This window comes from Lentzea cavernae (genome assembly GCF_014653695.1).
In the GTDB taxonomy this organism is placed as follows: domain Bacteria; phylum Actinomycetota; class Actinomycetes; order Mycobacteriales; family Pseudonocardiaceae; genus Lentzea; species Lentzea cavernae.
Map to the genome: position 1 here is coordinate 15,308 of NZ_BNAR01000017.1, position 25,436 is coordinate 40,743.

Here is a 25,436-nt window from a genome sequence, read left to right on the forward strand (position 1 = left end):
CCTATGCGCATCGTGATCGCCGAAGACGACGCTCTGCTTCGTGAGGGGCTGACGTTGTTGTTGCGCAACGAAGGCATCGAAGTGGCGGCGGCGACGGACAACCCCGTCGACTTCCTGGAGGCCGTGGCCGAGCACGAGCCGGACATCGCCGTGGTGGACGTGCGGATGCCGCCGACGTTCACCGACGAGGGCCTGAAGGCCGCGGTCGAGGCACGGCGCCGGCACCCGAAGCTGGCCGTGCTGGTCCTCAGCGCGTGGGTCGAGCAGAGCTACGCGCACGAACTGCTCGCCGGCACCAACGGCGGCGTCGGTTACCTGCTCAAGGAACGCGTCGGCAAGGTCGCGGACTTCCTCGACTCGCTGCACCGCGTCGCGAACGGCGGCACGGCGCTCGACCCCGAGGTCGTGTCGCAGCTGCTGGTGCGGCGCAGGTCAGACGACGCGCTCAGCGTGTTGTCACCGCGGGAGCGCGAGGTCCTCGGGCTGATGGCGGAAGGGCTGTCGAACGCCGCCATCGGCGAGAAGCTCGTCATCAGCGCGGGAGCCGTGCACAAGCACATCGGCAACGTGTTCCTGAAGCTCGGCCTCAACAGCGAGGACGGCTCGGGAGACCGGCGCGTGCAAGCGGTGCTCGCGTACCTGGATCACTGAGGGCGGACGAACGGGAACAGCACGGTCTGCCGGATCGACGTGCCGGTCAGCATCATCAGCAACCGGTCCACGCCCATGCCGAGCCCACCGGTGGGTGGCATGCCGTGCTCCAGCGCCCGCAGGAAGTCCTCGTCCAGCTCCATCGCCTCGACGTCACCGGACGCGGCCTTCAGCGACTGCGCCTCCAACCGGCGCCGCTGCTCCAGCGGGTCGGTCAGCTCCGAGTAGGCCGTGCCGATCTCCGCGCCGAACGCCACCAGGTCCCACCGCTCGGCCAAGCGCGGGTCGGCGCGGTGCTGCCGGGTCAGCGGTGACACCGAGGTCGGGAAGTCGATGTAAAAGGTCGGGCCGACGGTGTTCGCCTCGACGAACGAGTCGTAGGCCTCCTGCACGAGCTGGCCGTGGTCCCAGTCCTCGTTGACCTCCACGCCTCGCGCGGACAGCAGCGACCGCAGGTCCGCGACGGAGGTGTCCGGGGTGATCTCGGCACTCAGCGCCTCGGAAACGGCTGTGTAGACCGGGACCACCGGCCACTGTCCCGACAGGTCGAACGTGCCGTCCGGGCGGTGCGCGACCTCGGAGCCGAACGCCTCGCGGGCCGCGTGCTGGATCAGGGTGCGGACCAGGTCGAGCATGACGCGGTAGTCCGCATAGGACTGGTAGGCCTCGAGCATCGTGAACTCGGGGTTGTGGGTGGCGTCCGCGCCCTCGTTGCGGAAGTTGCGGTTCAGCTCGAACACCCGGTCCACACCTGCGACGCACAGCCGTTTCAGGTACAGCTCCGGCGCGATCCGCAGGTACATGCGCATGTCGTAGGCGTTGATGTGGGTGACGAACGGCCGGGCGTTCGCGCCGCCGTGCACGGCCTGCAGCATCGGCGTCTCGACCTCGAGGTACTCCTGCGAGTGCAGGAACTCGCGCACGCTGCGGATGACGTCGCTGCGCAGCTTCAGCAGGTGCGCCGAGTCGGAGTTCACCACCAGGTCGAGGTAGCGCTGGCGGACCCGGGCCTCCGGGTCGGTGAAGCCCTTCCGCTTGTCGGGCAACGGGTGCAGGCACTTCGCGGTCATCGTCCACGACGACGCCAGCACCGAGATCTCGCCGTGGTCGGACTTGATCACCCGCCCCGTCACGCCGACGTGGTCGCCGAGGTCGACGTCCGACTTCCACGACGTCAGGGCCTCCCCCAGCGCGTCGGCGGTCAGCATCAGCTGGATCTCGCCGCTGAAGTCGCGGATCCGCGCGAAGCAGAGCTTGCCCATCTCCCGCAGCGCCACCACGCGTCCGGTGACCGACACCTCCTCGCCGAAGCGTTCCCGTGCTCCCGCGAGGAGATCCGTGCGCGCGAACCCGACCGGGTACGGGTCGACGCCCTGGGACAGCAGCCGTTCGACCTTCGCGATCCGCACCCGGACCTGCTCGGGCCTGCGCACGGATTTCGGTTCGACGCGGATCGCGTCGATCTCGGCCACCTTCAAGGCGAAGTCGTGGCTGACGTCCGTCTTCTGCAACGCCCGCTTGCGCAGAGACCGCAGCGACGGCACGAAACCCTCGGCGACACCGGCGGCGATGCTGACCCTCGGCAACGACCGGGAGCGCTGGTAGCAGAGGAAACGCGGCTCCCACTCCGGCAGGTACTTGGCGTTCGACCGGTACAGCGACTCCAGCTGGAAGAACCGCGACGCCAGGGACAGCACGCTCCGCCACGCCCGCAGCACGGGACCGGCGCCGATCTTCTCGCCCTCCTCGAACACCGCGCGGAACATCGCGAAGTTCAACGAGATCCGTTGCACGCCGAGGTGTCCGGCGGCGGCAGCGAGCTGGGCGACCATGTACTCGTTGAGGCCGTTCTCCGCCGCGCGGTCGCGGCGCATCAGGTCCAGGGACACACCGCGACGGCCCCACGGCACGAACGACAGCAGGCCGCGCAACGCGCCCGAGGCGTCGTAGGCCTCGACCATCACGCACCGGCCGTCACCCGGATCTCCCAGGCGCCCCAGCGCCATCGAGAACCCGCGCTCGGTCTCGGCACCGCGCCACGCCTCCGCGAGGTCGAGGATCGACGCCATCTCGTCCGGCGCGATCTCGCTGTGGCGGCGGACCCGCGTGGTGTACCCGGCCCGTTCGACGCGCGAGACCGCCTGGCGCAGGCCCTTGCGCTCCGGACCGGCGAGGACGAACCGGCGGACGTCGAGGATCGCCTCGTCACCAATCTCCAGCGCCTTCAGCCCGGCGTCGGAGTAGACCTGCGCACCTCGTTCGGAAGCGCCGAGCACACCGGGCATCCAGCCGTACGTGCGCGCCTCGGCCAGCCACGCGAGGACGGCCTCCGGCCAGTGCTCCTCGTCGCCGATCGGGTCCGCCGAGGCCAGCGTCACGCCGCCGATCACCCGGTAGGTCAGAGCGGCACGGCCCGATGCCGCGAACACGACGCTCTTGTCGCGCCTGGTCGCGAAGTAGCCCAGCGAGTCGGGCTCACCGTCGGCGGCGAGCAACCGGCGAACGTCCAGCTCCTGGTCGGGAGTGATCATGCTCTGGGTGCGGACGCCGCGGAAGAACAGGTACATCGCCCTGACCGCGACCAGCGCGCCGCCGAGACCCAGCACCACGCTCAGCCACTGCGGGCCCTCGGGGATGTCGAGCCGGCCCAGCCGCACGACCTCACCCGTGGCCTGGTTCGCCGCCCACGCGAGCTTGTCGGTCTGCGCGACGAGCCTGCCGGGGAAGACCTCGGCGAGGGCCCAGCCGGCCAGGACCAGCGCGATCATGCCGAGCACGAACGACGCGAGCGCGCGCCGCCAGGCACCGCGGGCCAGCCGGGCGGGGAACGCCTCGCGCACCACGAACAGCAGCGCCACGAACAGCAGCGAGGTCGTGGCGCCGATACCCAGAAACGCCCAGTGCGGTTCTTCGCCCGCGTCCAGGACTTCTTCAGGTGCCAGGGCCAAGATGACCATGATGAAGCCGACCAGCAGCAGGCCCACGACCTGGAACAGCAGCAGCGTCCACAGCGCCGCTCGCTTGTGCCTGCGCAGGGCGGCGCCGAGCACGAAGAACACCATGGCGATGAAGAGGTTGCCGTCGATGGGCAGGCCGAAGAAGTACCCGATGCCGTCCGCGACGTCGGTGAACCAGCTCTCCTCCGGCAGGATCACCCTGAGCAGGGACAGCACCCCGGCCAGCTGGACGATCGTCGCGATCGCCCCCGCGGTCTTCCACTTCCACGCCGGTGCCACTTCAACCCCCGAGGTCAGCCGATGACCGCCATGATTCCGTCTTCCGCCGGGCGGGTGCACGTCGTGGCCTCCGGGCGTGTCGACGCGCCCGTCGTCGTGCTCAGCTCGGGCCTGGGCGGGGCGTGGTTCGACTGGGACCGGACCGTGCGGCTGCTCGAACCGCACGCTCGGGTGATCGTGTTCGACCGGCCGGGACTGGGGCTCAGCGGTCCCGCCCGGCGCGGCCCGTCACTGGCGCGCGAGGTGGCGGTGCTCGACGCGGTGCTGCGCGGCGTGCCCCGCGCGGTCCTGGTCGGACACTCGATGGCGTCGATGCACGTCGAGGCCTACGCGCGGCTGCGGCCGCACCGGGTCGACGGGGTGGTCCTGCTGGACCCGGACGCCGAGACGCCGGGCGCGGGAGCCCCGTTCGACGTGTCGGCGGTGCTCGCGCAGGGCGTGCGGGCGTTCGGCAGCCGCTGGCTCGGCGCCCGGATGACCCAGCGGTACGGGCACTCGTTCCGCAACCTGCTGACCGCGGTCTCGACGCTGGGCGTCACCGATCCGGCGCCGTCCGACCTGGTCGAGCTCGTCTACCGGCGGCCCGGTGTCGGGCGGGCGGTGCTGTGGGAGCTCGCCTCCTACCCCGGTCAGGTGGCGACGTTGGAACGGCTGCGCGCACGGCGTCCCTTACCGCGTGTGCCGTGGCTCGTGCTCACGGCCGGGCGGAAGGTGTGGCCGGAGCACCGGTCGTTGGCCGCCCTCGTGCCGTGGGGACGCAACGTGCCGGTGCCCGGCAGCCGTCACATGATCCAGATGGACCGGCCGGACGCCGTGGTCATGGCCGTCCGGGAGGTGCTCAGGGGTCTGCCCGACCGCTGAGCAGGCAGAACTCGTTGCCCTCCGGGTCGGCGAGCGTGTGCCAGCTCACGTCCTCGCCCTGGCCGATGTCGGCGCGCGTGGCTCCGAGCGCGAGGAGGCGTTCCAGCTCCTCGTCCTGCGAGCGGTCGGTGGCCGTCACGTCGATGTGCAGGCGGAGCTTCTGCAGCTTGCGGTCGGGGTTGCGCAGGAACAGCAGGGTCGTGCGCCTGTCCGGCGGGCCGATCTCCACCGACTCGTCGTCGCGGTCGAGCACCTCGTAACCCAGAACCTCTCCCCAGAAGGCCGCGAGGCGTTCGGGATCGGTGCAGTCGAGTACCAGTTCAGTGATTCGTGCTGCCACGCGTGTGACGGTAGCCGCATCTCTGTTCCGTTTCCCGTCAACGGTGCCACTCTGGCATTCGGCAACCGTGCACCAAGCGCCCGGGGACCCGCTGATGCGGGCCTCGAGGAAAGGACCGGTCGACGATGACCACTGCCGAAGTTTCCGCGCCCTACGGCTCCGGAGCGGGCCAGAAGCCCCCGGCCAAGCGCGTTCGCGTCCACCACCTGCGTGAGATGAAGGAACGCGGTGAGGCGTGGCCCATGCTCACCTCGTACGACACGTTCACCGCCTCGATCTTCGACGAGGCCGGCATCCCCGTCCTGCTGGTCGGCGACTCGGCGGCGAACACCGTCTACGGGCACGACTCCTCGCTGCCGGTCACGGTGGACGAGCTCGTCCCGCTGGTCCGCGCGGTGACGCGCTCGGTCAAGCGCTCCCTCGTCGTCGCCGACCTGCCGTTCGGCTCCTACCAGGTGTCGGTGGAGCAGGCCGTCGCGACGGCGGTCCGATTCATGAAGGAAGGCCAGGCGCACGCGGTCAAGCTGGAGGGCGGCGCCTACTTCGCACCGCACATCCGCGCGATCACGGCCGCGGGCATCCCCGTCATGGCGCACATCGGCTTCACCCCGCAGTCCGAGCACCAGCTCGGCGGCTACCGCGTGCAGGGCCGTCACGACAACCACGACGTCGTCGTGCAGGACGCGCTGGCCGTACAGGAGGCGGGCGCGTTCGCGGTCGTGCTGGAGATGGTGACCGCCGAGGTCGCGAAGCAGATCACGCACGACCTCGTCATCCCGACCGTCGGCATCGGCGCCGGTCCCGACACCGACGCCCAGGTGCTGGTGTGGCAGGACATGATGGGCCTCAACCGCGGCAAGGCGCCCCGGTTCGTCAAGCGCTACGCGGACATCGGCAACATCATGCTGGGCGCGGCCACCGAGTTCGCCAACGAGGTGCGCGGGCAGCAGTTCCCCGGACCCGAGCACACCTTCCACTGATCGTCGTTGTCTAGCGGGTCCAGACCTCCGGGTCCAGACCTCCGGGTCTGGGCCCGCCGGCACGATGCCGGTCGGGTTGATCTGGTGGTGCGTCACGTAGTAGTGGCGCTTGATGTGGTCCCAGTTCACCGTGTCGCCGAACTGCGCGTAGAGGCGCTTCGCGTACGCCCACAGGTTCGGCATCTCGGTGAGCTTGTTGCGGTTGCACTTGAAGTGGTTGTGGTAGACGGCGTCGAACCGGACCAGCGTGGTCCAGAGCCGGATGTCGGCCTCGGTCAACTGGTCGCCCACCAGGTGGGTGTTCGTCGCGAGGTGGGTCTCGATGCGGTCCAGTTCGGCGAACAGCGCGGTGTACGCCTCCTCGTAGGCCTCCTGTGACGTCGCGAAACCGGCCTTGTAGACGCCGTTGTTGACGTGGTGGAAGATCGGCTCGATCCAGGCGTCGATCTCCTCGCGCAGGTGCTCCGGGTACAGCGTGCTCTCCGGGCGCCATTTCAGGCTGAGGTCCAGGGTGATCTGCGGGTAGTCGTTGGTGACGACCTGCTTCGTGGTCGTGTCGACCAGCGCCGGGACGGTCACGCGGCCCTCGTGGGCGGGATCCGCGTTGTCGTAGGCCTCCTGCAGGAAGTCGATGCCGAGGACCGGGTCGGTCTCCGCGAACCGCCAGCCCTTCTCGTCGCGGATCGGGTCGACGACGGCCAGCGAGATGGCGTCCTCGAGGCCCAGCAGCTTGTGGACGATCACCGCCCGGTGCGCCCACGGGCAGGCGAGGCTGACGACGAGCCGGTAGCGGCCGGGTTCGGGCTCCGGCCGCGCGGTGAAGCGGTTGGACTGCCGGACGAACGCGCCGGTGGTGGACGTCTCCTTCGTGAACTGCGCCATGTGTCCGACGATAGGCCCATGTACCCCGAGATCGAGCCCCACGCGTCAGGCCACCTGGAGACCGGCGACGGCAACCTCGTGTACTGGGAGGAGTGCGGCAACCCGTCCGGCAAGCCCGTCGTCTTCCTGCACGGCGGCCCCGGCGGCGGCTGCTCGCCGTCGCACCGCCGCCTCTTCGACCCGTCCGCCTACCGGATCGTCCTGTTCGACCAGCGCGGCTGCGGGCGTTCGCTGCCGCACGCCTCCACGTCCGGTGACCTGTCGACGAACACGACCTGGCACCTCGTGGCGGACATGGAGCTGCTGCGGACGTCGCTGGGGATCGACCGCTGGCAGGTCTTCGGCGGTTCCTGGGGCTCGACCCTCGCGCTGGCGTACGCGCAGAAGCACCCGTCGCACGTGTCGGAACTGGTGCTGCGCGGGATCTTCACGCTGCGTTCGTCCGAAGTGGACTGGTACTACCGAGGCGGTGCGGCTCAGATCTTCCCGGACCTGTGGGAGCGGTTCATGGCGCCGCTGGACGGGCTCTCCGGTGATCCCGTCGAGCTGTACGCGAAGCTGCTGGCCTCCGAGGATCCTGCGGTGCACGGGCCGGCTGCGGTCGCGTGGAGCACGTGGGAGGGCGCGACCGTGACGTTGCTGCCCCGGCCCGAACTGGTCGCGGAGTTCGCCGTGCCGGAGTACGCGCTGGCGTTCGCGCGGATCGAGAACCACTACTTCGTGCACCGCGGCTGGTTCGAGGAGGGGCAGCTGATCCGGGACGCCCCGGTGCTGGCCGGCATCCCCGGCGTGATCGTGCAGGGCCGCTACGACATGGCGACGCCGGCGGTCTCGGCGTGGGACCTGCACAAGGCGTGGCCGGGGTCGGAACTGGTGCTGGTGCCGGACGCCGGGCACGCGTACGACGAGCCCGGCGTTCTGGCCGCTCTGCTGGAGGCGACGGACAGGTTCCGCGACTAACGGAGGCCGTTCCACTTGGCGCTGGCCGTGGTGCAGGCCGCGACCGTGACGGTCGCGGTCAGGCACTTGTTGGTGCCGACGTTGCGGAACTGGAAGGAGCTTCCCGACGCGACCCGGCGCCAGCGCTGGCCGGCGCTCGACGAGCAGGCCTGGGTCAGCACGTCACCGGCGGCGGTCGCGCCTAGACACTTGTCGGTCGCGATGTTGTGCGGCCAGTCGACACCGCCGCTGATCGGGACGATCCAGCGCTGCTGGTCGTCGATCTCGTTGCACGGCCTCAGGACCACGTTGCCGCCGGTGTCGGCGAGGCAGCGGGTGCTGCCGGCGAGCTGGTAGACGACGACCGGCTCGGCGCTGGCCGGGACGGCGGTGAACGTGACGGTGGCGGCGGCTGTCGCGATGATCGCGGCTAGTTTCCCCATGGGCGAGAATCCTGGCAGCGCACCGGGTTTCGCGAATCCACCCGGGGTTGTCAACCCTGGCCGTAGTCGAGCGCTCTCTCCAGAGCAGGCTTTGCCTCCACGAGCGAAGGCCCGTACCAGGTGAGGTGCCTGCCGTTGACGAGCACGTACGGCAGGCCGGGGAAGCTCTCCGGGCCGTCGTCGTGCGTGAACACGTACGGTTCGTCGGGCAGGACCACCAGGTCGGGCCGCCGGCCGTTCAGCTCGTCGAGGCTCGGCCGCGGGTAGCGCTCGGCGTGGTCCGCGTAGACGTTCTCGATTCCGAGGCGCCGCAACACATCTGTGGCGAATGTGTCCCTGCCGACGACCACCCACGGGCGGCGCCAGACCGGGATGAGCGCGGTGAGCCCGGCCGGTTTCGTGTCGCGCCACAGCTCCCCGGCCTCGACGAGCCAGTCCGGTTCGAGGTCCCACGCGAGCGCGAAGAGCTTCCGCAGGGACTCGAGCGCCATCGGCACCGTCTTCGGCGCCTCGGTCACCCAGACGTTGATGCCGTTGGCGCGCAACCGGTCCACGTCCTCCGGGCGGTTCTCCTCGGAGTTCGCGATCACGAGGTCCGGGGTCAGCGCCTCGATCTTCGCGACGTCCGGGTACTTCGAGCCGCCGATCCGCTGGACGTCGAGATCGGCGGGGTGGGTGCAGTAGTCCGTCGCGCCCACCAGGGACGCGGGCACGCTCCGCGCGACGGCCTCGGTGATCGACGGCACCAGGCTGACCACGCGCCGGGGCTGGTCCAGCGGGACCGGCACACCGAGGTCGTCGGCGGGGAGCATCAGACGCCCGTGATCTTCAGGCCGGCGTGGGTCTTGTAGCGGCGGTTGACCGCGATCAGGTTGGCGGTGAACGCCTCGACCTGGTGGGCGTTGCGCAGCCGCCCGCCGTAGACGCCGCGGAAGCCCGGCACGAGCTCGGCCAGTTCCCGGACGGTGTCGGTGGCCTCGCGGTCGTCGCCCAGCACCAGGACGTCCATGTCCACTTCGGACACCGACAGGTCGGCCAGCAGGACCGCCGACACGTGGTGGAACGCGGCCGTGACGCGGGACTCGGGGAGCAGAACCTCGGCCTGCTGCGCCGCGCTGCCCTCGGTGACCGGCAGGGCGAACGGGCCCTGCTTGTCGAAGCCGAGCGGGTTCACGCAGTCGATGACGATCTTCCCGGCGAGCTGGTCGCGCAGGCTCGCCAGCAGGTCGCCGTGGCCGTCCCACGGAACCGCGACCAGCACGATGTCCGAGTCGGCCGCGCAGTCGGCGTTGTCCGCGCCCCGGACGGTGCCGCCGGCGACGTCGGTGATCTCCTTCGCCGCCACCTCGGCCCGGTCGGCGCTGCGGGAGCCGATGACCACCTCGACGCCCGCCTTGGCCCAGCGGATGGCGAGGCCCTTGCCCTGGGCGCCGGTGCCGCCCAGGACGCCGACGGTGAGGTCACGAATGTCAGTCATCTGAGCATCTTCACACGGGCGGGTGGACGCGGGCCGCCGGACGTGACCTTGCGCTCGGCCGGGAAGCCGATCAGTCCCTCGTGAACCGCACCCGGCGCTGCACCGGGTCCGCCTCGGTCAGCCGCACGCGGATCCGCTCGCCCTCCGGCAGGCGCCTGCCCGCGCACTTGGCGAGGACCGGCGGGTCGGACACGAAGACCTCGGCCTCGTCGTCACCGGCCCGCAGCACCACGGCGTCGAACTCCTGGCCGACCCGCCCGGCCAGCACCCAGGCCTCGACCTGGTCCGTGGCCGCGCGGTCCACCTTGGAGGCCAGCGAGTCGGAGGAGCCCATCAGCGACGGCAGCTGCGGCAGGGCCTCGGCCAGCCACGCGGGCAGCTCCTCCCCCGCCGTCACGGCCAGGCAGACCTCGGTGGCGAAGCGGTCGACCAGGCGGCGCAGCGGCGCGGTGACGTGCGTGTACGGCGCCGCCACACCCGCGTGCGTGATGACCTCGGGGACGGAGCCGGAGAACGCCGAGTAGCCCGCGCCGCGCAGGAGGCGGGTGGCGTCGGTGAACAACGCCAGCGCCTCGGGGGTGGAGGCGTCCAGCCCCGCGAGGAACGCGCCGGGCGAGAGGTCGGCGGGCCACGGCACCCGCAGTGCGGCGGCGGACTTCCGCAACGACTCCACGGCGGCCTCGTCGGGGTTCGGCAGCGTGCGCAGGATGCCGACTTCGGCCTCCAGCATGATGGCGGCCGCCGCCATGCCGGTCATCAGCGAGATCTCGGCGTTCCACGAGTCGACGTCGGCGCGCGGACGGGTGACGAGCTTCCATCCCTGGCCGTCGGGTTCGATCTCCTGCTCGGGCAGCTGCAGTTCGATGGCGCCGCGCTCGCGGGCGTGGGCGCGGCGCAGCGGGCCGAACTCGGCCAGTGCCGCGACGGACGGGTGCGGGGTGCCGGCGTCGAAGGAGGCCTGGACGGTGGCGTAGTCGAACTGGGCCGTGGAACGGACCAGGGCCCGGCGCACCTCGACGTTCGACGGGATGCCGTCGGCGCCGCAGGTGAACGTCCACAGCACGGCGGGACGGGTCACACCGGGAAGGAGCGAGGCCGCGCCCTCGGAGAGCACGGTCGGGTGCAGCGGGACCTTGCCGTCGGGCAGGTAGATCGTCTGGCCCCGGCGGCGGACCTCGGTGTCCAGGGGGCTGCCGGGCGTGACGAACAGGCCCAGGTCGGCGATCGCGTAGTGCACCACGAAGCCGTCACCGGACTTCAGCACGCACAGCGCCTGGTCCAGGTCCTTGGCGCCGGGTGGGTCGATCGTCACCAGCGGCAGCGAGGTGAGGTCGGGGCGGTCTCCCGGGTCACGGGAGACCGCCTCCTCGGCTTCGGCGAGCACGGCCGCGTCAAAAGACGACGCGAGGCCGAACTCGGTGCGGATGCCGTCGAACGAGAGGTCCGCACGGCCCGTGCGGATCACCAGGGAAGCCACCCGCACAGACTAAAGACCGCGGATCAGCTCTCGTCCTCGCCGCGCCACTTCTTGTCGGACTCGTCGGCCGCCTTGGTCCGTTCCCTGGCGATCTCCAGGGAACGGGCCGCGGTGGCCTCGTCCGGGTACGGGCCCATCCGGTCCGGGCCCTTGCAGCCCTTGCCCTGCTCCACCGTCTGGTGGGTCAGGCAGAAGTACCACCCGCTGTTGTCACTCATCTGCGTTCGCCTCCCAAAGGCGCCGGGAATCCCCGCGGCGGCGTCGACTGGTTGGCGTTGGCGTACTCCGACGGGATCGGGTCCAAACACGAGACCAGCACCGTGCGGTCCTCGGCGTTCTCGATCTTACGTCCGGAACGGTCCCGGTAGACCAGTGATCCGTCGGAGTCGATCTCCATGATCGCGCCCACCTCGGCCAGCTGTTCCTCGTCGAGGTCGGCGAGTTTCTCGTAGCGCGACGGCACCACGCGGTAGACCGGCCACTTCAGGTGGCCGTACGTGCGGTGGAACTCCGCCAGCAGGTGCACCATGTGCTGCTGCCACGGCAGCGGCATCGCCTCGGCCAACGCCCGTGGGACCACCACGTAGTCGGGCGAGACCCCCGGAGCGCCGGCCGCCACGTAGTCACGCACCGGGGTGCTCGACGCGGGTGGTCCGGAAGGCCTCGGGATGGGGTCGTGGTTGTACATGCAGCGCCTCCCCGCGATCTACACGCCCGGCCGGACGGCCAGCGGCATCAACTCGTAATAGTCCCAGTTGATCTTGCTGATCTTCACGACGTCACCCGTTTGTGGTGCGTGGATGTACTCGTCCCCGCCGAGGTACATGGCCACGTGGTGCACCGTGCGCGGGTTCGCCGTGTCGGTCGCCCAGAAGATCAGGTCGCCTGCCTGGGCGTCGCGCACCGGGAGGTGGGCGCCGCCCTTCTCGTACTGGTCGTTCGCGACGCGCGGGATGCTCACGCCCGCCGCGCCGAAGGCCTTCACCAGGATGCCCGAGCAGTCCCAGGCGTCCGGGCCGTTGCCGCCCCACAGGTACGGCTCGCCCAGCTGCTGCTTGGTGAACTCGATGGCGATGCCCGCCGCGTTCGACGCCAGCAGGAACTCCCCCGCGCCCGAACCGCAGCCGGCCGGGTCGGTGATCTGCCCGAGCTCGCCCAGCAGGAACGTCGCCATGGGTTCCCAGTTGTGGTACCGGTCGGGGAACGCCGAGCGCTCCACCGCCTGCGCCGAGTCGCCGGGGCGCTTGTTCTCCCAGTCCGGCACCTTCAGCAGCACGTCGTAGAACTTGTTGATCGCGTACGTCGGGTCGGTCACCTGGGCGGGGGTGCCCCAGCCCATCGACGGGCGCATCTGGAAGATCCCGAGCGAGTCGCGGTCGCCGTAGTTCAACGGGCGCAGGCCCGACTCGGTCATGCCCGCCTGGATCGCGATCTGCCACGCGAGCGGCGGCAGCTTGCGCTCCTGGCCGATGGAGATGATGCGCGCGACGATGTTGCGCTGCTCCTCGTTGAGGCGCGCGGCGTCCGCCTGGCCCCTGGCGGAGCCGTCACGGCTGGCCTCCCAGGGCCCGATGGCCGCGTTGCAGCTCATCTTGAGGATGTTCCCGCCGGCCGCGGGGTTCGTGGAGTTGCTGACCACCTGCGACACGCCCGACGTCGCCACCGCGATCACGACGGCCATGGCGAGCGCCCCGATCAGCAACATCACGCGCATGGCTCAGTCCGCCTTCGTGTAGCTGTTCACACGCCACTTGCCGTCCGGTGCCTTCACCAGGGTGATGCGCACCTTGCCGAGGTTCGTGGTGACCTCGTAGTCGATGGACGACGTCGTCGACTTCACCGCTTTGACCTTGTCGACGAGCTTGTTCGGAACGTTTCGCGGGTCGATCGTCGCCATCTGCGCCAGGAACTCGGGCGTCGTGTAGTCCTCGAGCTCCTTGAGCCACTTGTTGACGTCGTTGCCGGGCGGCGGCTTGATCCACGTCTCGGCCCACAGCTCGGCGGTGAGCTGCGCGTCGACGGCGGGCGGCGCCGCCTTCGCGGAGTTGGACGGCGACGGCGCCTTGGTCGGCAGCGAGGCGCCGCTCGACGGCAGCTGCCCGACCTGGGTGCCCTGCGACGACGACGAGGAGGGCTGACCGGCGGCCGACGGGTCGGCGGGGCCGCGGTCGAGCACCCTCGGGATGATCACGCCGAGCGCGACGACGAGCACCACGAAGATGATGATCGACGCGGCCAGGTGACGCGGGGAACGCAGCGGCCAGCCCCACAGCCTGCGGTACACCGCGGCGCGGCCGCGGTTGGTCCGGATCGGCACCTACGCCTCCCTTCAGTTGTCCCTGACTTCGAAACCGCGCGACGGCCGGTAGATCACGTGCACCGGGCGTCCCGCCACCACTTCCGTCTCGGCCCTGCGGGGTTCCTGCACCGGGGCGGCGTAGGCGCTCGCGCGCGACGGCACGAGCACCGCGTCGTCGACCCTGTCCCACTGCCGGTCGGTGACCGTGGGGCTGTCCACCACGCGCGACCGGGCGGCGGGCAGCGCCGCGGGACCCGATCCGGCGGGCAGCGCGCCGGAGCGCACCGGGGAGGACGAGTTGCTGCCGTTGACGATCTGGACCGGCACCGCGTCGCGGTCGAGCCGTTGCGCCGTCGCCATGACCGGGTTGGAGGCCTCGGGGCGGACCCGGCCGCGGCCGCGCTGCGGCACCTCTTCGCCGTTCGGGTCGTTCTCGCGCACGGACTCCCAGAACTCGTCCTGCGGCGTCGGCCCGACCTGCTTGCGGCGGCCCATCATCTTCGACAGCACACCACCGCTCATCGGCAGGACGTTGCCGGCCGACCCGACGGACATCTCGACCATCTGCCACATGCGGCGCAGCGGTTTGCCGATCACGAAGCACACGAGTGTCAGCATCAGGCCGAGCAACGTGCGCGTCAGCAACGAGAGCCCGGTCGCGTTGAAGATCGCCTGCAGCAGCAACGCGTGGACACCCGCGAGGACCGCGAGGACCAGCACGTTGAACACCGTCACGGCGGCCGCGCGGGCGACCTTGCGCAGCAGGTCGTGGTGCAGCAGCGCGACGAGACCGATGAGCGGTCCGGCGAGCGTCAGGATGCGCAGCAGCAGCTGGGCCAGCAGCACCGCGGCCTTCGCGAACAGCTGGAACAGCGAGAACGCGATCGACTGCAGCAGCGCGAGGAACCCCGCGCCGGTGCGGCTGCCGTCGGTGCCGTCGAAGTAGCCCTTGGCGGTGCCGAGCTGGGCCTCCAGGGCCTTCCACTCGGACTTCTTCGCGTCCAGGGCGGCTTGGTCGCCGTCCTTGCCCTCGGCGATCTCGGCCGTGGTCCACGCCTGCGTCTTGAGGATGCGCGGGCCGTACTCGGCGGCCTGCGGCGCTTCAGGCGTGCCGAACGCACCGCGCAGCCAGCTTTGATAGACAACGGCGTCGTGCAGTTTCGTCGGTAGTACGTGGAGCGTGCCTTGTTCTTCAGGCGCCTCGATGAATCCCGCCTGTATCTCGGATGTCTTCGAGACCAGCGTGTTGTCGAGGAGGTTGTAGAACTGCGGCAAGGCCAGTGTGGACGTCGCCAGCCACATGGCCGCCAGCGCCCAGAGCCCGCGTTTGGAGATCGTGGCGAAGTCGCCCGTCCAGATCTGCCGGAACATCAGGATCGCGAGGATCAGCGCCACCAGGCCGAACCAGCGCAGGTAGACGTTGTCGTAGACCTTCTGCACGCCGTTCTTCACGGCGTCGTCCAGCGGGACCAGCAGACCGCGGCCCATCACCGTGTAGTGCAACGCGTTCGTGGCGCCGACGATGTTCTTGCCGATGCTGAACAGCTCGTTGCCCGCCCACGTGTCAAGCGTGGCGTTGGCGTCGGGCAGCACGTTGCACTTGGCGTTGTAGTTGTGCCACACCATGCCCGCGTAGCCGTACTCGAGGTACGGCGAGCCGGGCAGGCCGTTGCCGACGGGCGGGTCGAGCGCGCCGACCATGCCCGCGCCGGGCCGTTCCGGATTCGGTGCCTCGCCACAGGTTTGGGCGTGCGCCATCGGGGCACCTATGACCACCTGGAGCGCCAGGATGGCGGCCACGAGGCCGACCGACCTGGTGCGTGCTGACGCGCGCAGCGCGAACCGCCGCCTTGCCCAGAGCAAGGCGGCGATCGCGAGCACGATCGTCAGCGCGGTCATGCGCCGCCGTCCCGGCGGCGGTTGGACCCGTCACCGTGGCCCACCAGATGGGCCTCTTCCTCCGTCAGTCCCAGCTCCATGTCCGCCGCCAGTTCGTCGTCGATCTCGTCGGGCACGTAGGCGGGCGGCTGAGGCGCCGCGTCGTGGTCGTCCGCCGGCACGAGCTCGCCCTTGCCGTTGTCGCGCTTGGCGTCGGGGGTCGTGTCGAGGGCGTTGCGCAGGTGCTCGAGGTGCGGTCCGCTGAAGTCGATGCGGATCCGCTCCACGCCACCGGCGCCGTCGCCGAAGATGAACTGGCGGGGCGCGCGGTCGCGTTCGGTCGCGGTGCGCTCCCCACCGGGGCGGCGGCCGAGCGACGCGATGACCTGCTCGTACCCGGCGCCGATCGGCACCTTGAGCAGCCGCAGCGCGTCCGCCTGGGCCGAGTCGTCGTCGAGGCGGCCGACGAAGACCGAGTCGAGCAGCGTGACGAAGCCCTGGATCTTCAGGAAGTCCGCGGGGATCTGCGACGACAGCAGCACGCGGACGTTCCACTTGCGCGAGTCACGCGCGAAGCGGTTCATCAGCACGCGGCCGGTCGGGACCTCGGAGAGGAAGAACGCCTCGTCGATCCAGACGCCCTTGCGCTGGTCCTTCGGCTTCTCGTAGATCGAGCGCTGGGTGAGCCACGCGGCGAGGTTCAGCATCTCGACGCCGAGCGACTCCGCGTCGGTCCAGTGCTCGCGGCCGACGCCGTCCTTGGGCAGGTTCAGGCCCGCCATCGTCAGGACGGTGAGGCGGTCGTCGCGCACCTCGTTGTACGGGTCGTGGTTCTCCTCGGGGATCAGCAACGACATGCGCTCGCGCATCTCGTCGAGGAAGTCCGCGACGACGACGGCGTGCTCGTGGTGCTCGGACGCGTCGCGGCGCAGCGCCTCGAAGACGAGACCGGGGTGGGCGTCGAAGCGGCCGCCGACCGTGCGGACGGCGCGCAGCAGCACGATGCGCGTCTGGGGCAGGCGGGCGACCTCGTACGGCAGCAGGCCGGTGAGCACGTCCAGCACGAGACGGCGGCGGGTGGCGGCCGCGAGGGCCTTCTCCCGGCGCCAGGCCCGTTCGGGGTCGTCCTCGTCGAGGAAGTGCTCGATCATCGGCTCGGCGACCACCCGGTACGGGTTGAGGATGCCGGGCTGGGCGTTGAGCAGGTTGATCGGACGCGCGTACGGCCGCAGTTCGGGCAGCTCGCACAGCGCCGAGAGCGGACCGGACGGGTCGAGCAACGTCCAGTGGGCGCCCGCGCGCAGCGTCTTGTAGACCATGCCGCCGCCGAGGAACGACTTACCGGCACCGAGGCCCGCGACCATCGCCGTCAGGCCGGAGGCGTCGCGGAGCTCCTGCGCCATCCACGGGTCCCACGCGACGGGGCGGCGGGTGGCCGTGACGGTCTCGCCGAGCAGGATGCCCCGGCGGTCACCGACCTCGGCCGTGGCCGTGGGAACGGCGGACGCCGCCCACAGCACGCTGCCGCGGCGCAGGTACGCGCCGTTCGACAGCGGCTCGCCGGGGATGAATTCGCGGGCGATCGCGTACTGGGCCTCGGGGTGCTCGATCGCGACCTTCGGCTTGTAGAGCTCCAGCAGCGACTGGGCGAGCCTGAGGGCCTCGCGCTCGGTCGGGCCGGAGACCGCGAGCCGCCACCAGCTGCGCACCCGGGTGCCCAGCGCGGTGAAGCCCGACGTCATCTCGTCGTCGATCTCCAGCACGCGGCCGGCCTGGCGGGCCAGCGACTGCGGCGGCTCCAGTTCGTGCTCGTCGGTGTAGTGGCGGACCTGCGAGCGGACCTTGCTCATCTGCCGCGACAGCTCACCCGACACCTCTTCGGGCTTGCGCACGTAGATGCGGGCGGACCACTCGACGGACGCCGGAAGCCTGTCGGCTCGCTGCACCCACGGGTCGTCGACCTCGGGGATCTGCAGGCCGTGCATGAGCCCGACCGTGAGCACCGCGACGTGCCGCTTGATGCCCGCGTTCGAGCCGGTGCGGCCGCGCACGGTCACCGTCGGCGAGTAGGGCTCCTGGTGGAAGTCCGCGGCGTCGGTGAACGACGCCAGGTCCTCCGGTTCCCAGGCGGCGCCCGGCACGGCGGGCAGGTTGCGCGGCGCGGGCAGGCCCAGCGAGCACGACCGGTGCATCAGCCAGGACATCTCCTCGGCCGTCGCGGGACGGCCTTCGAGACCGGCGGACCCGATGACCTGGTCGAGGTGCTCGACCTCGGAGTCGAGCGCCACCAGCTCGGCGTCGACGGCGTCCGGGAAGACCTTGCGCAGCACGGGGGCCGCGCGTTCGACGGCGCGGTCCATCATGTTGCGGGTCTGCACCTGAACGCCCAGGTAGACCTCTTTCTCCGCCATCGAGCGGCCCATGAGCTGCTGCTGCTCGCCGACCATGTAGTCGTCGAACGACAGCGTGCCGGGGGTGTCCGGCAGGCGCTTGACGGCGTTGTGCACGTGCGCCTCGGCCCACATGCGGATCGGGTACGGCCGTGTGGTGACGCGCAGGTGCATCCAGCGGCCCTGCAGCTCGGCGTACTGGCCCGCGATAGCGGCGATCAGGTCCTGGCGCTGCGAGTCGCTGCGGAACGACCAGCGCTGCGGCGCGAGCCGGTACCAGGCGTAGACCTCCTGGCCGGTGCGCAGCAGGTGACCGTCGATGCTGCGGGCCGCGATCGACGGTGTGTAGCTCGGCACGGCCTGCTCGCCGGGCAGGCGGCGGCCGCGCTTGGAATACGCTGCCCTGTCGCGCTCGCGCGGGTCCGCGGCGGCGTGCTGGGCGATGTGCTGGGCGGAGCGACGGTCACGGTCTCGCCGGCGTCCGAACACCGCGAACCTCCTTCTTACGGCTGTCTGACGTCCGGCGGGGCTGGGCCTGCTGTCTCGCCCGTCGTTGTTGTTTCTTGCTCAACTTGGGACGAGGCCGCTGCGGGTTGACCCGGATCCGGGCGGCGCTGGCCGCTCCGCCGGTGCTAGCCGTGCGCTCTCGAGGTGTGTTCAGCTCGCGGACCCACATCGACATGACGGCCGTGAGGGGCCGTTCGTGGCTGATCCGCTGGGTGATGAAGCGGGTGAGGATGATCGTCGCGACGAGGGCCCACGCGGTCGAGAAGAACCCGAACCCGATGCCCATCTGCCGTTCGATCGTGAGCACGACGAGGAAGACGACGATCCCGACGCCCCACGCGACGTATCGCGCGCGCCAGGGGAATGTCGCCTTGGGCGGACCGAGCCAGACGGCGTCGACCCGGTAGACCTCGTCGTCGGTGCGGACCCGCACGTGTCAGCCTCCGACGAACAAACCGGCGAGCCACTGGCCGATGTTCGCTCCAGCGTCGGTCGTGACGGCGAGGCCGATGATGGCCAGGGCGACGATCACGCCACCGAGGCGGCGCATGACGCCCGCGTTGTCGCCTTTGCCACCGCCCAGCCAGAGGAGCAGCAGCGCGACGGTCAGCAGGAGCAGCGGGACGATGTTGTCCAGGATCCAGTTCCGGACGTTGCCTGTGCCCGGCACCGTCGGCTGCTGCTGAGCGAGTGTCACCAGGTCCATGGCGATCATTTAGGTACTCCAGAGTGCGCGGGGGCTAGCGCTACGAGTAGAACACGAGTTCGTCACGGCGTGTGGAGCAAGTGAAGTGGGCGGTAGATCATCTGGCCGTTCCCCCTGGGAGGAATTACGTCTAATCTGGCCGACACATCATCACTGAGGAGAGGTCAGCGGGGAACACCCGGATCAAGATTCTCTCCGTCGCTGGCAAGGTTCACCCGACTGCGAACGCCCTGGTCACCCACAGTGCGTGCGTCTCAAACATGCGCACGTGTGCACCCATGTGAACGCCCTGATCGGCCGGTTCGCGACCCCTGTGACGGACACGGCGGGCGCGCTCCGGAGCGACGACTCCGAGGAGATTCGCCCATGCTCGAACCTGACCTCGTGCCGGACGGAAGTGTGGACGGAATCACAGCCTCCCCTAGTGCTCCAGGCGTGGACGAGCCTACCGGGCAGAGCGCGCAATCCCGGCGCCGGGTCCAAAGGACGATCAACTTCGACAGGTCCGTGCTGGAGCGCGCGCGTGCGGCGGCGACCTACCTCTCCTCCTACGAGCCCCAGGCCGGCGTGCGGTCGCTCGCCGACATCGTGAATCCCGCGGTGCTCGCCTACGTGACCGAGTTGGAGGAGACCTACAACGGCGGTGAGCCGTTCCGGCCGGTGCTGCGGATGCCGTCGGGGCGTCCGGCGAACCGGTGAAGCCCGGCGACCAGGAGGTCACCGGGCTTCGTTTCCAGGGGGTCGTCGCGAGGGGGCTCGTCGGTCAGGAGCTGCCGGTGATCCGCCAGAACCACCCGGTCGAGGCGTAGTCGGGCCCGACCGAGCCCTTGCCCCAGAAGTAGTCGTCGTAGTTGCCGAGCCCGCCGCTCGCCGGCAGGTAGACGCCCATGGTCGCCCAGCGCACCTGCGCGGGCTGGGTGTCGATGCTGGCCTGCGCCCACGCGTCGCGGACCTTCATCGGGTTGTTCCACCACAGGAACGGCGAGCGCCACATGTAGTGGCCGAACTTGCCGCCGTGGTTGGACGAGTTGTAGCTGACCGTGGTGAAGCTGTTGATCTGGTGCAGGCCGCGGAAGGCCTGGCCCCAGCGCTGCGCCCAGTTCTGGCCGCCGGTCGAGTCCTCGAGGATCTGACAGGTGAAGAGGCTCATCCACTCGACGTCGTTCTGGCCCCAGCGCGCCTCGGTGTTGGCGAGCTTGGTGTCGTTGTGGTTGGAGCAGCCGGTGAAGTAGAAGCCGGTGCCGCTGCCGTGGCCCTGCCAGTAGGTGAGGTCGACGTCGTCGGCCCACTGCGTGTCCTGGCCGCCCGCGAACGCCGGGTCCTTGAAGTCGCTCTCCCACGCGTTGCCGTCGAGCCAGCTGAACGCGCGCGGGATGCCGTGGTTGCCCGCCTCGGTGTTGAACGTGCCGATGTTGGCGACCGTGTTGGGCAGGCCGGAGCAGTTGCCGGTGCCCTCGCTGCCGACCTGCGTGCCGGCGGCCTGGATCTTGAACTGCGCCTCGGGCCGCGGCTCCTGGCCCGGTCCCGGCTGCGGCAGCTCGGCGCCGACCGCGGCGGGCAGGGTGATGGCCTGCGGAGCGCCACCGTCGGCGTTGCGGCCTGCGCAGCGGAACGACGGCTCGACCTTGTCCGCCTTCTCCTCGAGCGGCGCGGCCACGTAGACGTAGCTCGCCTCCGCCTTGACCTCGGAGCCCAGGTACTTCTGGCACAGCTTCGCGCCGTACGCGAGGTCGTTGACCTTGACCGTGCCGGCCTTGTCGTAGGTGCGGGCGGCGTGGCTGACCGCCGTCACGCCCTGCGCGTCGAACGAGACGCGGACGTTCGCGCCCTCGCCCTCCAGCGGGATGCCGCCGAGCTGGAACGTGTACGACACGCTCGTGTCGAGGTTGGCCGTGACCGCGTTGCGGCCGTTGGGATCCGCGAGTTCGAACGTCGTGTGCTGCGCGGTGGGCGAGGCGTTGTCCGGCAGCACGCCGGCGTCGCGGAGGCCCTCCTGCGCGCGCTTGGCCGCCTCCTCCGTGGAGATCGTCCTGATGCGCTTGAGCGCCTCGGTGTCGAGCGCGGTCTGCGTGGTGGCGTTGCCGTCCTCGTCCGGTCTGCCCCGTCCTTTGTCGACGGTCGGCAAGTACTGGTAACGCTGTTCGTCGGCGAAGGACACCGCGCCGAACTCGGATCTCTGGACGTCTTTGAGGCCGAACGCCCGTTGCAGCCTCTGGGCCTGTTCCTGGTCGAGACCGGAGCTGGTGACCCCGTAGACGGGCAGCTCCGTGACGTCGGCGGCCGCGACACCGGCCGCTCCAGCGGTGACGAGGCTGGACAGGGCCAGCACCACCGTCAGCTTGCGTTGCATGTCTCTTCCCTCCCTTGGAGACGGCCGGCTGCAGGGGCCGACCGTCTGACAGGAGGATCTGGCGTTGTTCGTGGTGATACCGAGAGTGGCCACTTGTGCTGGGCGGACCACTCGAACGGCCGAAATTCTGTAACACCCTTGGGGCAGCAGCGGACCCTAGAGGCGGAGAGATGGGTATTTGATGCCTGCTCCCGTGTTCAGCACGACCACTTCGTCGTCCGCCGCGAGCCACCCGGACTCGCGGAGGTTCCTGACGGCGCTGATCGTCGCGGCGCCCTCCGGGCACAGGAACACGCCTTCACGCCGTGCGGTCTCGGCGCGGTCGGCCTCGATCTGCTCGTCCGTCACCGCCACCGCGGTGCCGTTCGTCTCCCTGATGGCCTGCAGGATGATGAAGTCCCCCAACGGTTTCGGCACGTTGATGCCGAACGCGCTGGTGTAGGCCGCGTCCCAGAACGCCGACTCCGCCCTGCCCTCCTCGAACGCCTTGACGATCGGCGCGCACCCGGTCGACTGCACGGCCACCAGGCGCGGCAGCTTCCCGTCGATCCAGCCGAGCGCGCGCATCTCGTGCAGCGCCTTGTGGATCCCGATCAGCCCGACGCCTCCGCCGGTCGGGTAGACGATCACGTCGGGAACGCGCCAGCCGAGCTGCTCGACGATCTCGTAGCCCATCGTCTTCTTGCCCTCGATGCGGTAGGGCTCCCGCAACGTCGAGGCGTCGAAGAGGTCCACGTCCGCGATGGCCTTGCCGGCGTCGGCGATGGTCCCCGGCACGATCCGCAGCTCGGCACCGCTCGCCTCGACCTCCTCGCGGGTGATCAGCGGGGCGTCCTCGGGCATCGCGATGACGCTGCGCAGACCGGCGCGCGCCGCGTACAGGGCCCAGGCGGCGCCCGCGTTGCCGTTGGTCGGCATCTTGATGCCCTCGATGCCGAGCTCCTTCGCCCGCGCCACCCCGACAGCCGCCCCGCGCGCCTTGAACGAGCCGGTCGGGATGAGCGATTCGTCCTTCATGAGCACGTTCGCGTCCAACACCCTGCTCAGCGCGGGCAACGGCACGAGCGGCGTCATGCCCTCCCCGAGGCTGAACGCCGGGTCGAGGTCGCGCACCGGCAGGACGCCGCGGTAGCGCCACAGCGAGTTCTCGCTGGTCGGACGGCCGACCTTGCTGAGGTCGTAGCGCGCGAGCAGCGGCGACGCGCACTCGTGGCAGAGGTTCTGGACGGCGTTGGCGTCGTGTTCGCGGCCGCAACGGGCGCATTCCAGATGCGAGAGCATGACTTCATGCATACAGGCGGATGAGCCGGCATGTAAGCCGGATCCTGTTCGTGGGACCGAGGTCCCAGTCGGCGGCCATCCATCTACGCCTGCCGTTGCCGACAGGCTCTAGCGGCCTACCCGCGAGCATCGGGCGGGCAGCCCTCGAACGCTCACGCAGGTGCCTCGCGACACCCTCTTGGCCTTGCTCCGGGTGGGGTTTACCTAGCCGCCCCAGTCACCTGGGGCGCTGGTGGTCTCTTACACCACCGTTTCACCCTTACCGCGGCTCGCGCCGAGGCGGTCTGATTTCTGTGGCACTGTCCCGAGGGTCACCCCTGGTTGCCGTTAACAACCACCCTGCCCTGTGGAGTCCGGACTTTCCTCGACAGTCTCCTGCCGCGGCCGCCCTGCCGACTCATCCGCGTGGGCCAGGATATCCCAGCGTCTGGAACCGGTTGTCCACCGGTGCGGACGTTGGTTGACTCTGGAGTCATGACACGACGTCGCCACGTCGACTACGGCCGCGTGGCAGCAAGCCTGTGTTGCCGTCCCTGAGCGTGTTCCTGGTCGACGCCACTTCAGGGAGTGCCTTGTCATGTCCGATCTGCTGATCATCTCCGGCGCGCCGTCCCACTCCGCGCCCACCGGTGTGGTCGTCTCGCACGTGGCCGGCGTCCTGCAGGCCGCGGGCCACCGCGTCTCGCTGCTCGACGTCCGGTCGCTACCGACGTTGTCGCTGCTCACCGAGGACCTGCGCGACCCGGAGATCTCCGACGCCGTGAGCGCCGTCCTGTCCGCCGACGGCGTGGTGGTCGCCTCCCCCGTCTACCGCGCCGCCTACAGCGGCCTGGTCAAGGCACTGCTGGACCTGCTGCCCAAGAAGGCGCTGCGCGGCCGCGCCGTCCTGCCCCTGGCGACGGGCGGCAGCCAGGGCTTCCTGGTGGCGATGGACTACGCGCTGCACCCGTTGCTCGCGGCCAAGGGCGCCGACCAGGTGGTGCGCGGCGAGTTCGTGCTGGACCAGAACGTGGGAACACCCGCCGCGGCCGCCGCCCTGGACGCGGCGGCCGACCGCTTCACCACCGCGCTGACCCCACGCCTGCGCAAGGTCAGCTGAGGTGTGAGGTGTCGTTGACGAGCTTCACCGACGCGTGCCCGTCCGGGTAGAACTCGGCGATCGACACACCCGTCAGGTCCAGGTGCATCCGGAACAGGAACTGCGGCCCGACGTCCAACGCCTGCCGAAGCATCGTCTTGATCGGCGTCACGTGACTGACCAGCACCAACGTCTTACCGCCGTACTTGGCGATGATGTCCGTCCGCGCCCTGCGCACCCGCGCATGAACCTCGTCGAAGCTCTCCCCGTCCGGCGGCTTCACGGACGTGTCGCCCAGCCACCTGCCGTGCACCTCGGGGTCCTGCTCCGCCGCCTCCGCGAACGTCAGCCCTTCCCACGTCCCGAAGTCCGTCTCGATCAGCCCCTGGTGCGTGACGACCTCAAGCCCCAACTTGTCCGCGAGCTTCCGGGCCGTCTGGTGCGCCCTTTGGAGCGGCGACGAGATGACCGCCGCGATGCCGTCCACCTTGGACAGCCGGGCCGCCGCCTTCTCCGCCTGCTCGAGCCCCAGTTCCGTCAGCGGGTGATCGCCCCGCCCCGAGTACCGCCGGTCGACCGACAGCTTCGTCTGCCCGTGCCGCAGCAGGATGATCCGCGTGGGCTCCCCCACCGCACCACTCCAGTGCGGCTGCTTGGCCCCTTCGGCCTTCTTCTGGGGCTTGTTCTCCCCGTCCATGGCCTCGTTGGCCAGCCGGTCGGCGTGCTTGTTGCGCTCGCGCGGGATCCACTCGTAGGTGACCTTGCCGAACGCCTCCGCGACCTCCCGCGCCTCTTTCGCCAGCGGCTGCATCGAGGGGTGCTTGATCTTCCAGCGCCCGGACATCTGCTCGACGACGAGCTTGGAGTCCATCCGCACGTCGATTGTGTCGGCTCCGAGTTCCTCAGCGGCCCTGAGCCCGGCGATCAGCCCCTGGTACTCGGCCACGTTGTTGGTGGCGACACCGATGAAACCCCTGCGCTCGGCCAGGGTCTCCCCCGTTCGTGCGTCCTTCACGACCGCGCCGTATCCAGCGGGTCCGGGGTTGCCACGCGAGCCGCCATCGGCCTCGACGATCACCTTCACGGGGCCGATCGTAACCCCGCGTTCAGGGGCCTCCGGAGGGCCTGTATTCTGTTCACATCAGTCTGGGTGGCGGAATGGCAGACGCGCTAGCTTGAGGTGCTAGTGCCCGAAAGGGCGTGGGGGTTCAAGTCCCCCCTCGGACACTGGTTTTATCCCTACCAACAGGGCGGATGCTCCCATCGAGCGTCCGCCCTGTTGCGTTGTAGACGATCTCCAGGTTCAGCCGGTTCTCACAGGTGGACGCCGACTCAGGAGTATCGGGAGTACGCATGAGCCCGACGCGAACCTGGCGATCAGGTCGCTGCCTTGCAGGAAGCTCGGCCGCGAAACCCCGGTGCTACTCGGGCGATGGACCGTCGAACGTTCCTTGTTGACGTTGTGGTTCCTCGATGGCCGAGCTGAAGGTCAACTGCGCACTGCTGACGCCCTACCCACTATTCGACGTGACGTCGATCGTCGTCACAACCGGACGTCGCAAGGGGAGCTTCTCTCACGATCTACGCCGACTCGGCAGTCGGCACGGCGAAGCGGCTGAGTTGGCGTTCGCGGTCATGTTCGGGATCCCGGCTGTGTTGAT

23 protein-coding genes, 1 tRNA gene, 1 other RNA gene and 1 pseudogene are annotated in these 25,436 nt (G+C 69.9%); 7 read left to right on the top strand and 19 right to left on the bottom strand.

What is annotated here, in order from left to right:
* Positions 1-3: 3 nt before the first annotated feature.
* The gene (locus tag IE307_RS37220; RefSeq protein ID WP_191304162.1) at positions 4-651 is read left to right on the top strand and encodes a response regulator; all 648 of its coding nucleotides are present in this window, start codon (positions 4-6) and stop codon (positions 649-651) included.
* Here IE307_RS37220 and lysX read toward each other — a convergent pair.
* Positions 645-3,887 (bottom strand): bifunctional lysylphosphatidylglycerol synthetase/lysine--tRNA ligase LysX, encoded by a 3,243-nt coding sequence (lysX, locus tag IE307_RS37225; RefSeq protein WP_229905462.1) that lies wholly within the window; start codon positions 3,885-3,887, stop codon positions 645-647. The two genes, IE307_RS37220 and lysX, sit on opposite strands and share 7 nt — an antisense overlap.
* A 21-nt stretch (positions 3,888-3,908) precedes the next feature.
* Between lysX and IE307_RS37230 the strand changes: the two genes are divergently transcribed.
* Positions 3,909-4,748, top strand: coding sequence for an alpha/beta fold hydrolase (locus tag IE307_RS37230; RefSeq protein ID WP_191304163.1), 840 nt, complete (start codon positions 3,909-3,911; stop codon positions 4,746-4,748).
* Here the strand turns inward: IE307_RS37230 and IE307_RS37235 are convergent.
* Positions 4,726-5,088, bottom strand: a complete 363-nt coding sequence (locus IE307_RS37235) for a VOC family protein (protein WP_191304164.1) — start codon at positions 5,086-5,088, stop codon at positions 4,726-4,728. The genes IE307_RS37230 and IE307_RS37235 overlap by 23 nt on opposite strands.
* Positions 5,089-5,213: 125 nt before the next feature.
* Between IE307_RS37235 and panB the strand changes: the two genes are divergently transcribed.
* Complete coding sequence (gene panB / locus IE307_RS37240; RefSeq protein WP_191304165.1) at positions 5,214-6,068, top strand: 3-methyl-2-oxobutanoate hydroxymethyltransferase; 855 nt, start codon at positions 5,214-5,216, stop codon at positions 6,066-6,068.
* Between the two features lie 18 nt (positions 6,069-6,086).
* Here the strand turns inward: panB and IE307_RS37245 are convergent.
* Positions 6,087-6,950: pseudogene (locus IE307_RS37245) on the bottom strand (glutathione S-transferase family protein); the annotation flags it as partial.
* 18 nt (positions 6,951-6,968) lie between these two features.
* Here IE307_RS37245 and pip point away from each other — a divergent pair.
* Entirely contained in the window at positions 6,969-7,910 is a 942-nt protein-coding gene (pip, locus tag IE307_RS37250) for a prolyl aminopeptidase (protein WP_191304166.1), read from the top strand.
* Here the strand turns inward: pip and IE307_RS37255 are convergent.
* From IE307_RS37255 to IE307_RS37310, 12 genes are all read right to left on the bottom strand, one after another.
* Positions 7,907-8,332 carry an RICIN domain-containing protein gene (locus IE307_RS37255; RefSeq protein WP_191304167.1) on the bottom strand — a complete coding sequence of 142 codons (426 nt, stop codon included), beginning with the start codon at positions 8,330-8,332 and terminating at the stop codon, positions 7,907-7,909. The genes pip and IE307_RS37255 overlap by 4 nt on opposite strands.
* Before the next feature lie 50 nt (positions 8,333-8,382).
* The gene (locus IE307_RS37260; RefSeq protein WP_191304168.1) at positions 8,383-9,144 is read right to left on the bottom strand and encodes a helical backbone metal receptor; all 762 of its coding nucleotides are present in this window, start codon (positions 9,142-9,144) and stop codon (positions 8,383-8,385) included.
* On the bottom strand, positions 9,144-9,809 hold the full coding sequence (npdG, locus tag IE307_RS37265) for an NADPH-dependent F420 reductase (protein WP_191304169.1): 666 nt from the start codon (positions 9,807-9,809) through the stop codon (positions 9,144-9,146). Before npdG ends, IE307_RS37260 begins: the two co-directional genes overlap by 1 nt.
* A gap of 70 nt (positions 9,810-9,879) precedes the next feature.
* Positions 9,880-11,286, bottom strand: coding sequence for an RNB domain-containing ribonuclease (locus tag IE307_RS37270; RefSeq protein WP_191304170.1), 1,407 nt, complete (start codon positions 11,284-11,286; stop codon positions 9,880-9,882).
* Positions 11,287-11,309: 23 nt separating this feature from the next.
* Positions 11,310-11,504 carry a hypothetical protein gene (locus IE307_RS37275; protein WP_191304171.1) on the bottom strand — a complete coding sequence of 65 codons (195 nt, stop codon included), beginning with the start codon at positions 11,502-11,504 and terminating at the stop codon, positions 11,310-11,312.
* A complete protein-coding gene (locus IE307_RS37280; protein ID WP_191304172.1) occupies positions 11,501-11,974 on the bottom strand; it encodes a hypothetical protein in 474 nt (157 codons plus the stop codon). Before IE307_RS37280 ends, IE307_RS37275 begins: the two co-directional genes overlap by 4 nt.
* 18 nt (positions 11,975-11,992) lie before the next feature.
* Complete coding sequence (locus IE307_RS37285; protein WP_191304173.1) at positions 11,993-13,000, bottom strand: C40 family peptidase; 1,008 nt, start codon at positions 12,998-13,000, stop codon at positions 11,993-11,995.
* Between the two features lie 3 nt (positions 13,001-13,003).
* On the bottom strand, positions 13,004-13,603 hold the full coding sequence (locus tag IE307_RS37290; RefSeq protein WP_191304174.1) for a hypothetical protein: 600 nt from the start codon (positions 13,601-13,603) through the stop codon (positions 13,004-13,006).
* A gap of 12 nt (positions 13,604-13,615) precedes the next feature.
* Positions 13,616-15,484: a hypothetical protein gene (locus IE307_RS37295; protein WP_191304175.1), complete on the bottom strand. Its 1,869-nt coding sequence runs from the start codon at positions 15,482-15,484 to the stop codon at positions 13,616-13,618.
* Positions 15,481-18,342: an ATP-binding protein gene (locus IE307_RS37300; protein WP_191304176.1), complete on the bottom strand. Its 2,862-nt coding sequence runs from the start codon at positions 18,340-18,342 to the stop codon at positions 15,481-15,483. Before IE307_RS37300 ends, IE307_RS37295 begins: the two co-directional genes overlap by 4 nt.
* Positions 18,317-18,793 (bottom strand): hypothetical protein, encoded by a 477-nt coding sequence (locus IE307_RS37305; protein ID WP_191304177.1) that lies wholly within the window; start codon positions 18,791-18,793, stop codon positions 18,317-18,319. Before IE307_RS37305 ends, IE307_RS37300 begins: the two co-directional genes overlap by 26 nt.
* 3 nt (positions 18,794-18,796) lie before the next feature.
* Entirely contained in the window at positions 18,797-19,075 is a 279-nt protein-coding gene (locus tag IE307_RS37310) for a hypothetical protein (protein WP_191304178.1), read from the bottom strand.
* A 426-nt stretch (positions 19,076-19,501) separates the two neighbouring features.
* On the opposite strand from IE307_RS37310, the gene IE307_RS37315 reads away from it, so the two are divergent.
* Positions 19,502-19,765, top strand: coding sequence for a ParB family protein (locus IE307_RS37315; protein WP_229905463.1), 264 nt, complete (start codon positions 19,502-19,504; stop codon positions 19,763-19,765).
* Positions 19,766-19,829: 64 nt separating this feature from the next.
* Here the strand turns inward: IE307_RS37315 and IE307_RS37320 are convergent, their stop codons facing one another.
* The 3 genes from IE307_RS37320 to rnpB all read right to left on the bottom strand — a co-directional run bounded on the left by IE307_RS37320 (position 19,830) and on the right by rnpB (position 23,097).
* On the bottom strand, positions 19,830-21,416 hold the full coding sequence (locus IE307_RS37320; RefSeq protein ID WP_191304180.1) for a DUF6345 domain-containing protein: 1,587 nt from the start codon (positions 21,414-21,416) through the stop codon (positions 19,830-19,832).
* A gap of 156 nt (positions 21,417-21,572) precedes the next feature.
* Positions 21,573-22,697, bottom strand: a complete 1,125-nt coding sequence (locus IE307_RS37325; protein ID WP_229905464.1) for a threonine synthase — start codon at positions 22,695-22,697, stop codon at positions 21,573-21,575.
* Positions 22,698-22,714: 17 nt separating this feature from the next.
* Positions 22,715-23,097: RNase P RNA component class A (gene rnpB / locus IE307_RS37330), an RNA gene on the bottom strand.
* 177 nt (positions 23,098-23,274) lie between these two features.
* Between rnpB and IE307_RS37335 the strand changes: the two genes are divergently transcribed.
* Positions 23,275-23,796 carry an NAD(P)H-dependent oxidoreductase gene (locus IE307_RS37335; protein WP_191304182.1) on the top strand — a complete coding sequence of 174 codons (522 nt, stop codon included), beginning with the start codon at positions 23,275-23,277 and terminating at the stop codon, positions 23,794-23,796.
* Here IE307_RS37335 and IE307_RS37340 read toward each other — a convergent pair.
* Positions 23,789-24,853 carry a bifunctional RNase H/acid phosphatase gene (locus tag IE307_RS37340; RefSeq protein ID WP_229905482.1) on the bottom strand — a complete coding sequence of 355 codons (1,065 nt, stop codon included), beginning with the start codon at positions 24,851-24,853 and terminating at the stop codon, positions 23,789-23,791. The two genes, IE307_RS37335 and IE307_RS37340, sit on opposite strands and share 8 nt — an antisense overlap.
* Before the next feature lie 66 nt (positions 24,854-24,919).
* On the opposite strand from IE307_RS37340, the gene IE307_RS37345 reads away from it, so the two are divergent.
* Positions 24,920-25,002 (top strand) — tRNA-Leu (locus tag IE307_RS37345).
* Positions 25,003-25,436: the final 434 nt, after the last annotated feature.

Excerpts from the sequence above, each read along its gene's own strand:
- IE307_RS37220 (WP_191304162.1), top strand. The coding sequence starts at position 4 with ATGCGCATCGTGATCGCCGAAGACGACGCTCTGCTTCGTGAGGGGCTG.
- IE307_RS37230 (WP_191304163.1), top strand. The coding sequence starts at position 3,909 with ATGACCGCCATGATTCCGTCTTCCGCCGGGCGGGTGCACGTCGTGGCC.
- panB (WP_191304165.1), top strand. The coding sequence starts at position 5,214 with ATGACCACTGCCGAAGTTTCCGCGCCCTACGGCTCCGGAGCGGGCCAG.
- pip (WP_191304166.1), top strand. The coding sequence starts at position 6,969 with ATGTACCCCGAGATCGAGCCCCACGCGTCAGGCCACCTGGAGACCGGC.
- IE307_RS37255 (WP_191304167.1), bottom strand. The coding sequence starts at position 8,332 with ATGGGGAAACTAGCCGCGATCATCGCGACAGCCGCCGCCACCGTCACG.
- IE307_RS37260 (WP_191304168.1), bottom strand. The coding sequence starts at position 9,144 with ATGCTCCCCGCCGACGACCTCGGTGTGCCGGTCCCGCTGGACCAGCCC.
- npdG (WP_191304169.1), bottom strand. The coding sequence starts at position 9,809 with ATGACTGACATTCGTGACCTCACCGTCGGCGTCCTGGGCGGCACCGGC.
- IE307_RS37275 (WP_191304171.1), bottom strand. The coding sequence starts at position 11,504 with ATGAGTGACAACAGCGGGTGGTACTTCTGCCTGACCCACCAGACGGTG.
- IE307_RS37280 (WP_191304172.1), bottom strand. The coding sequence starts at position 11,974 with ATGTACAACCACGACCCCATCCCGAGGCCTTCCGGACCACCCGCGTCG.
- IE307_RS37285 (WP_191304173.1), bottom strand. The coding sequence starts at position 13,000 with ATGCGCGTGATGTTGCTGATCGGGGCGCTCGCCATGGCCGTCGTGATC.
- IE307_RS37295 (WP_191304175.1), bottom strand. The coding sequence starts at position 15,484 with ATGACCGCGCTGACGATCGTGCTCGCGATCGCCGCCTTGCTCTGGGCA.
- IE307_RS37310 (WP_191304178.1), bottom strand. The coding sequence starts at position 19,075 with ATGATCGCCATGGACCTGGTGACACTCGCTCAGCAGCAGCCGACGGTG.
- IE307_RS37320 (WP_191304180.1), bottom strand. The coding sequence starts at position 21,416 with ATGCAACGCAAGCTGACGGTGGTGCTGGCCCTGTCCAGCCTCGTCACC.
- IE307_RS37325 (WP_229905464.1), bottom strand. The coding sequence starts at position 22,697 with ATGCTCTCGCATCTGGAATGCGCCCGTTGCGGCCGCGAACACGACGCC.
- IE307_RS37335 (WP_191304182.1), top strand. The coding sequence starts at position 23,275 with ATGTCCGATCTGCTGATCATCTCCGGCGCGCCGTCCCACTCCGCGCCC.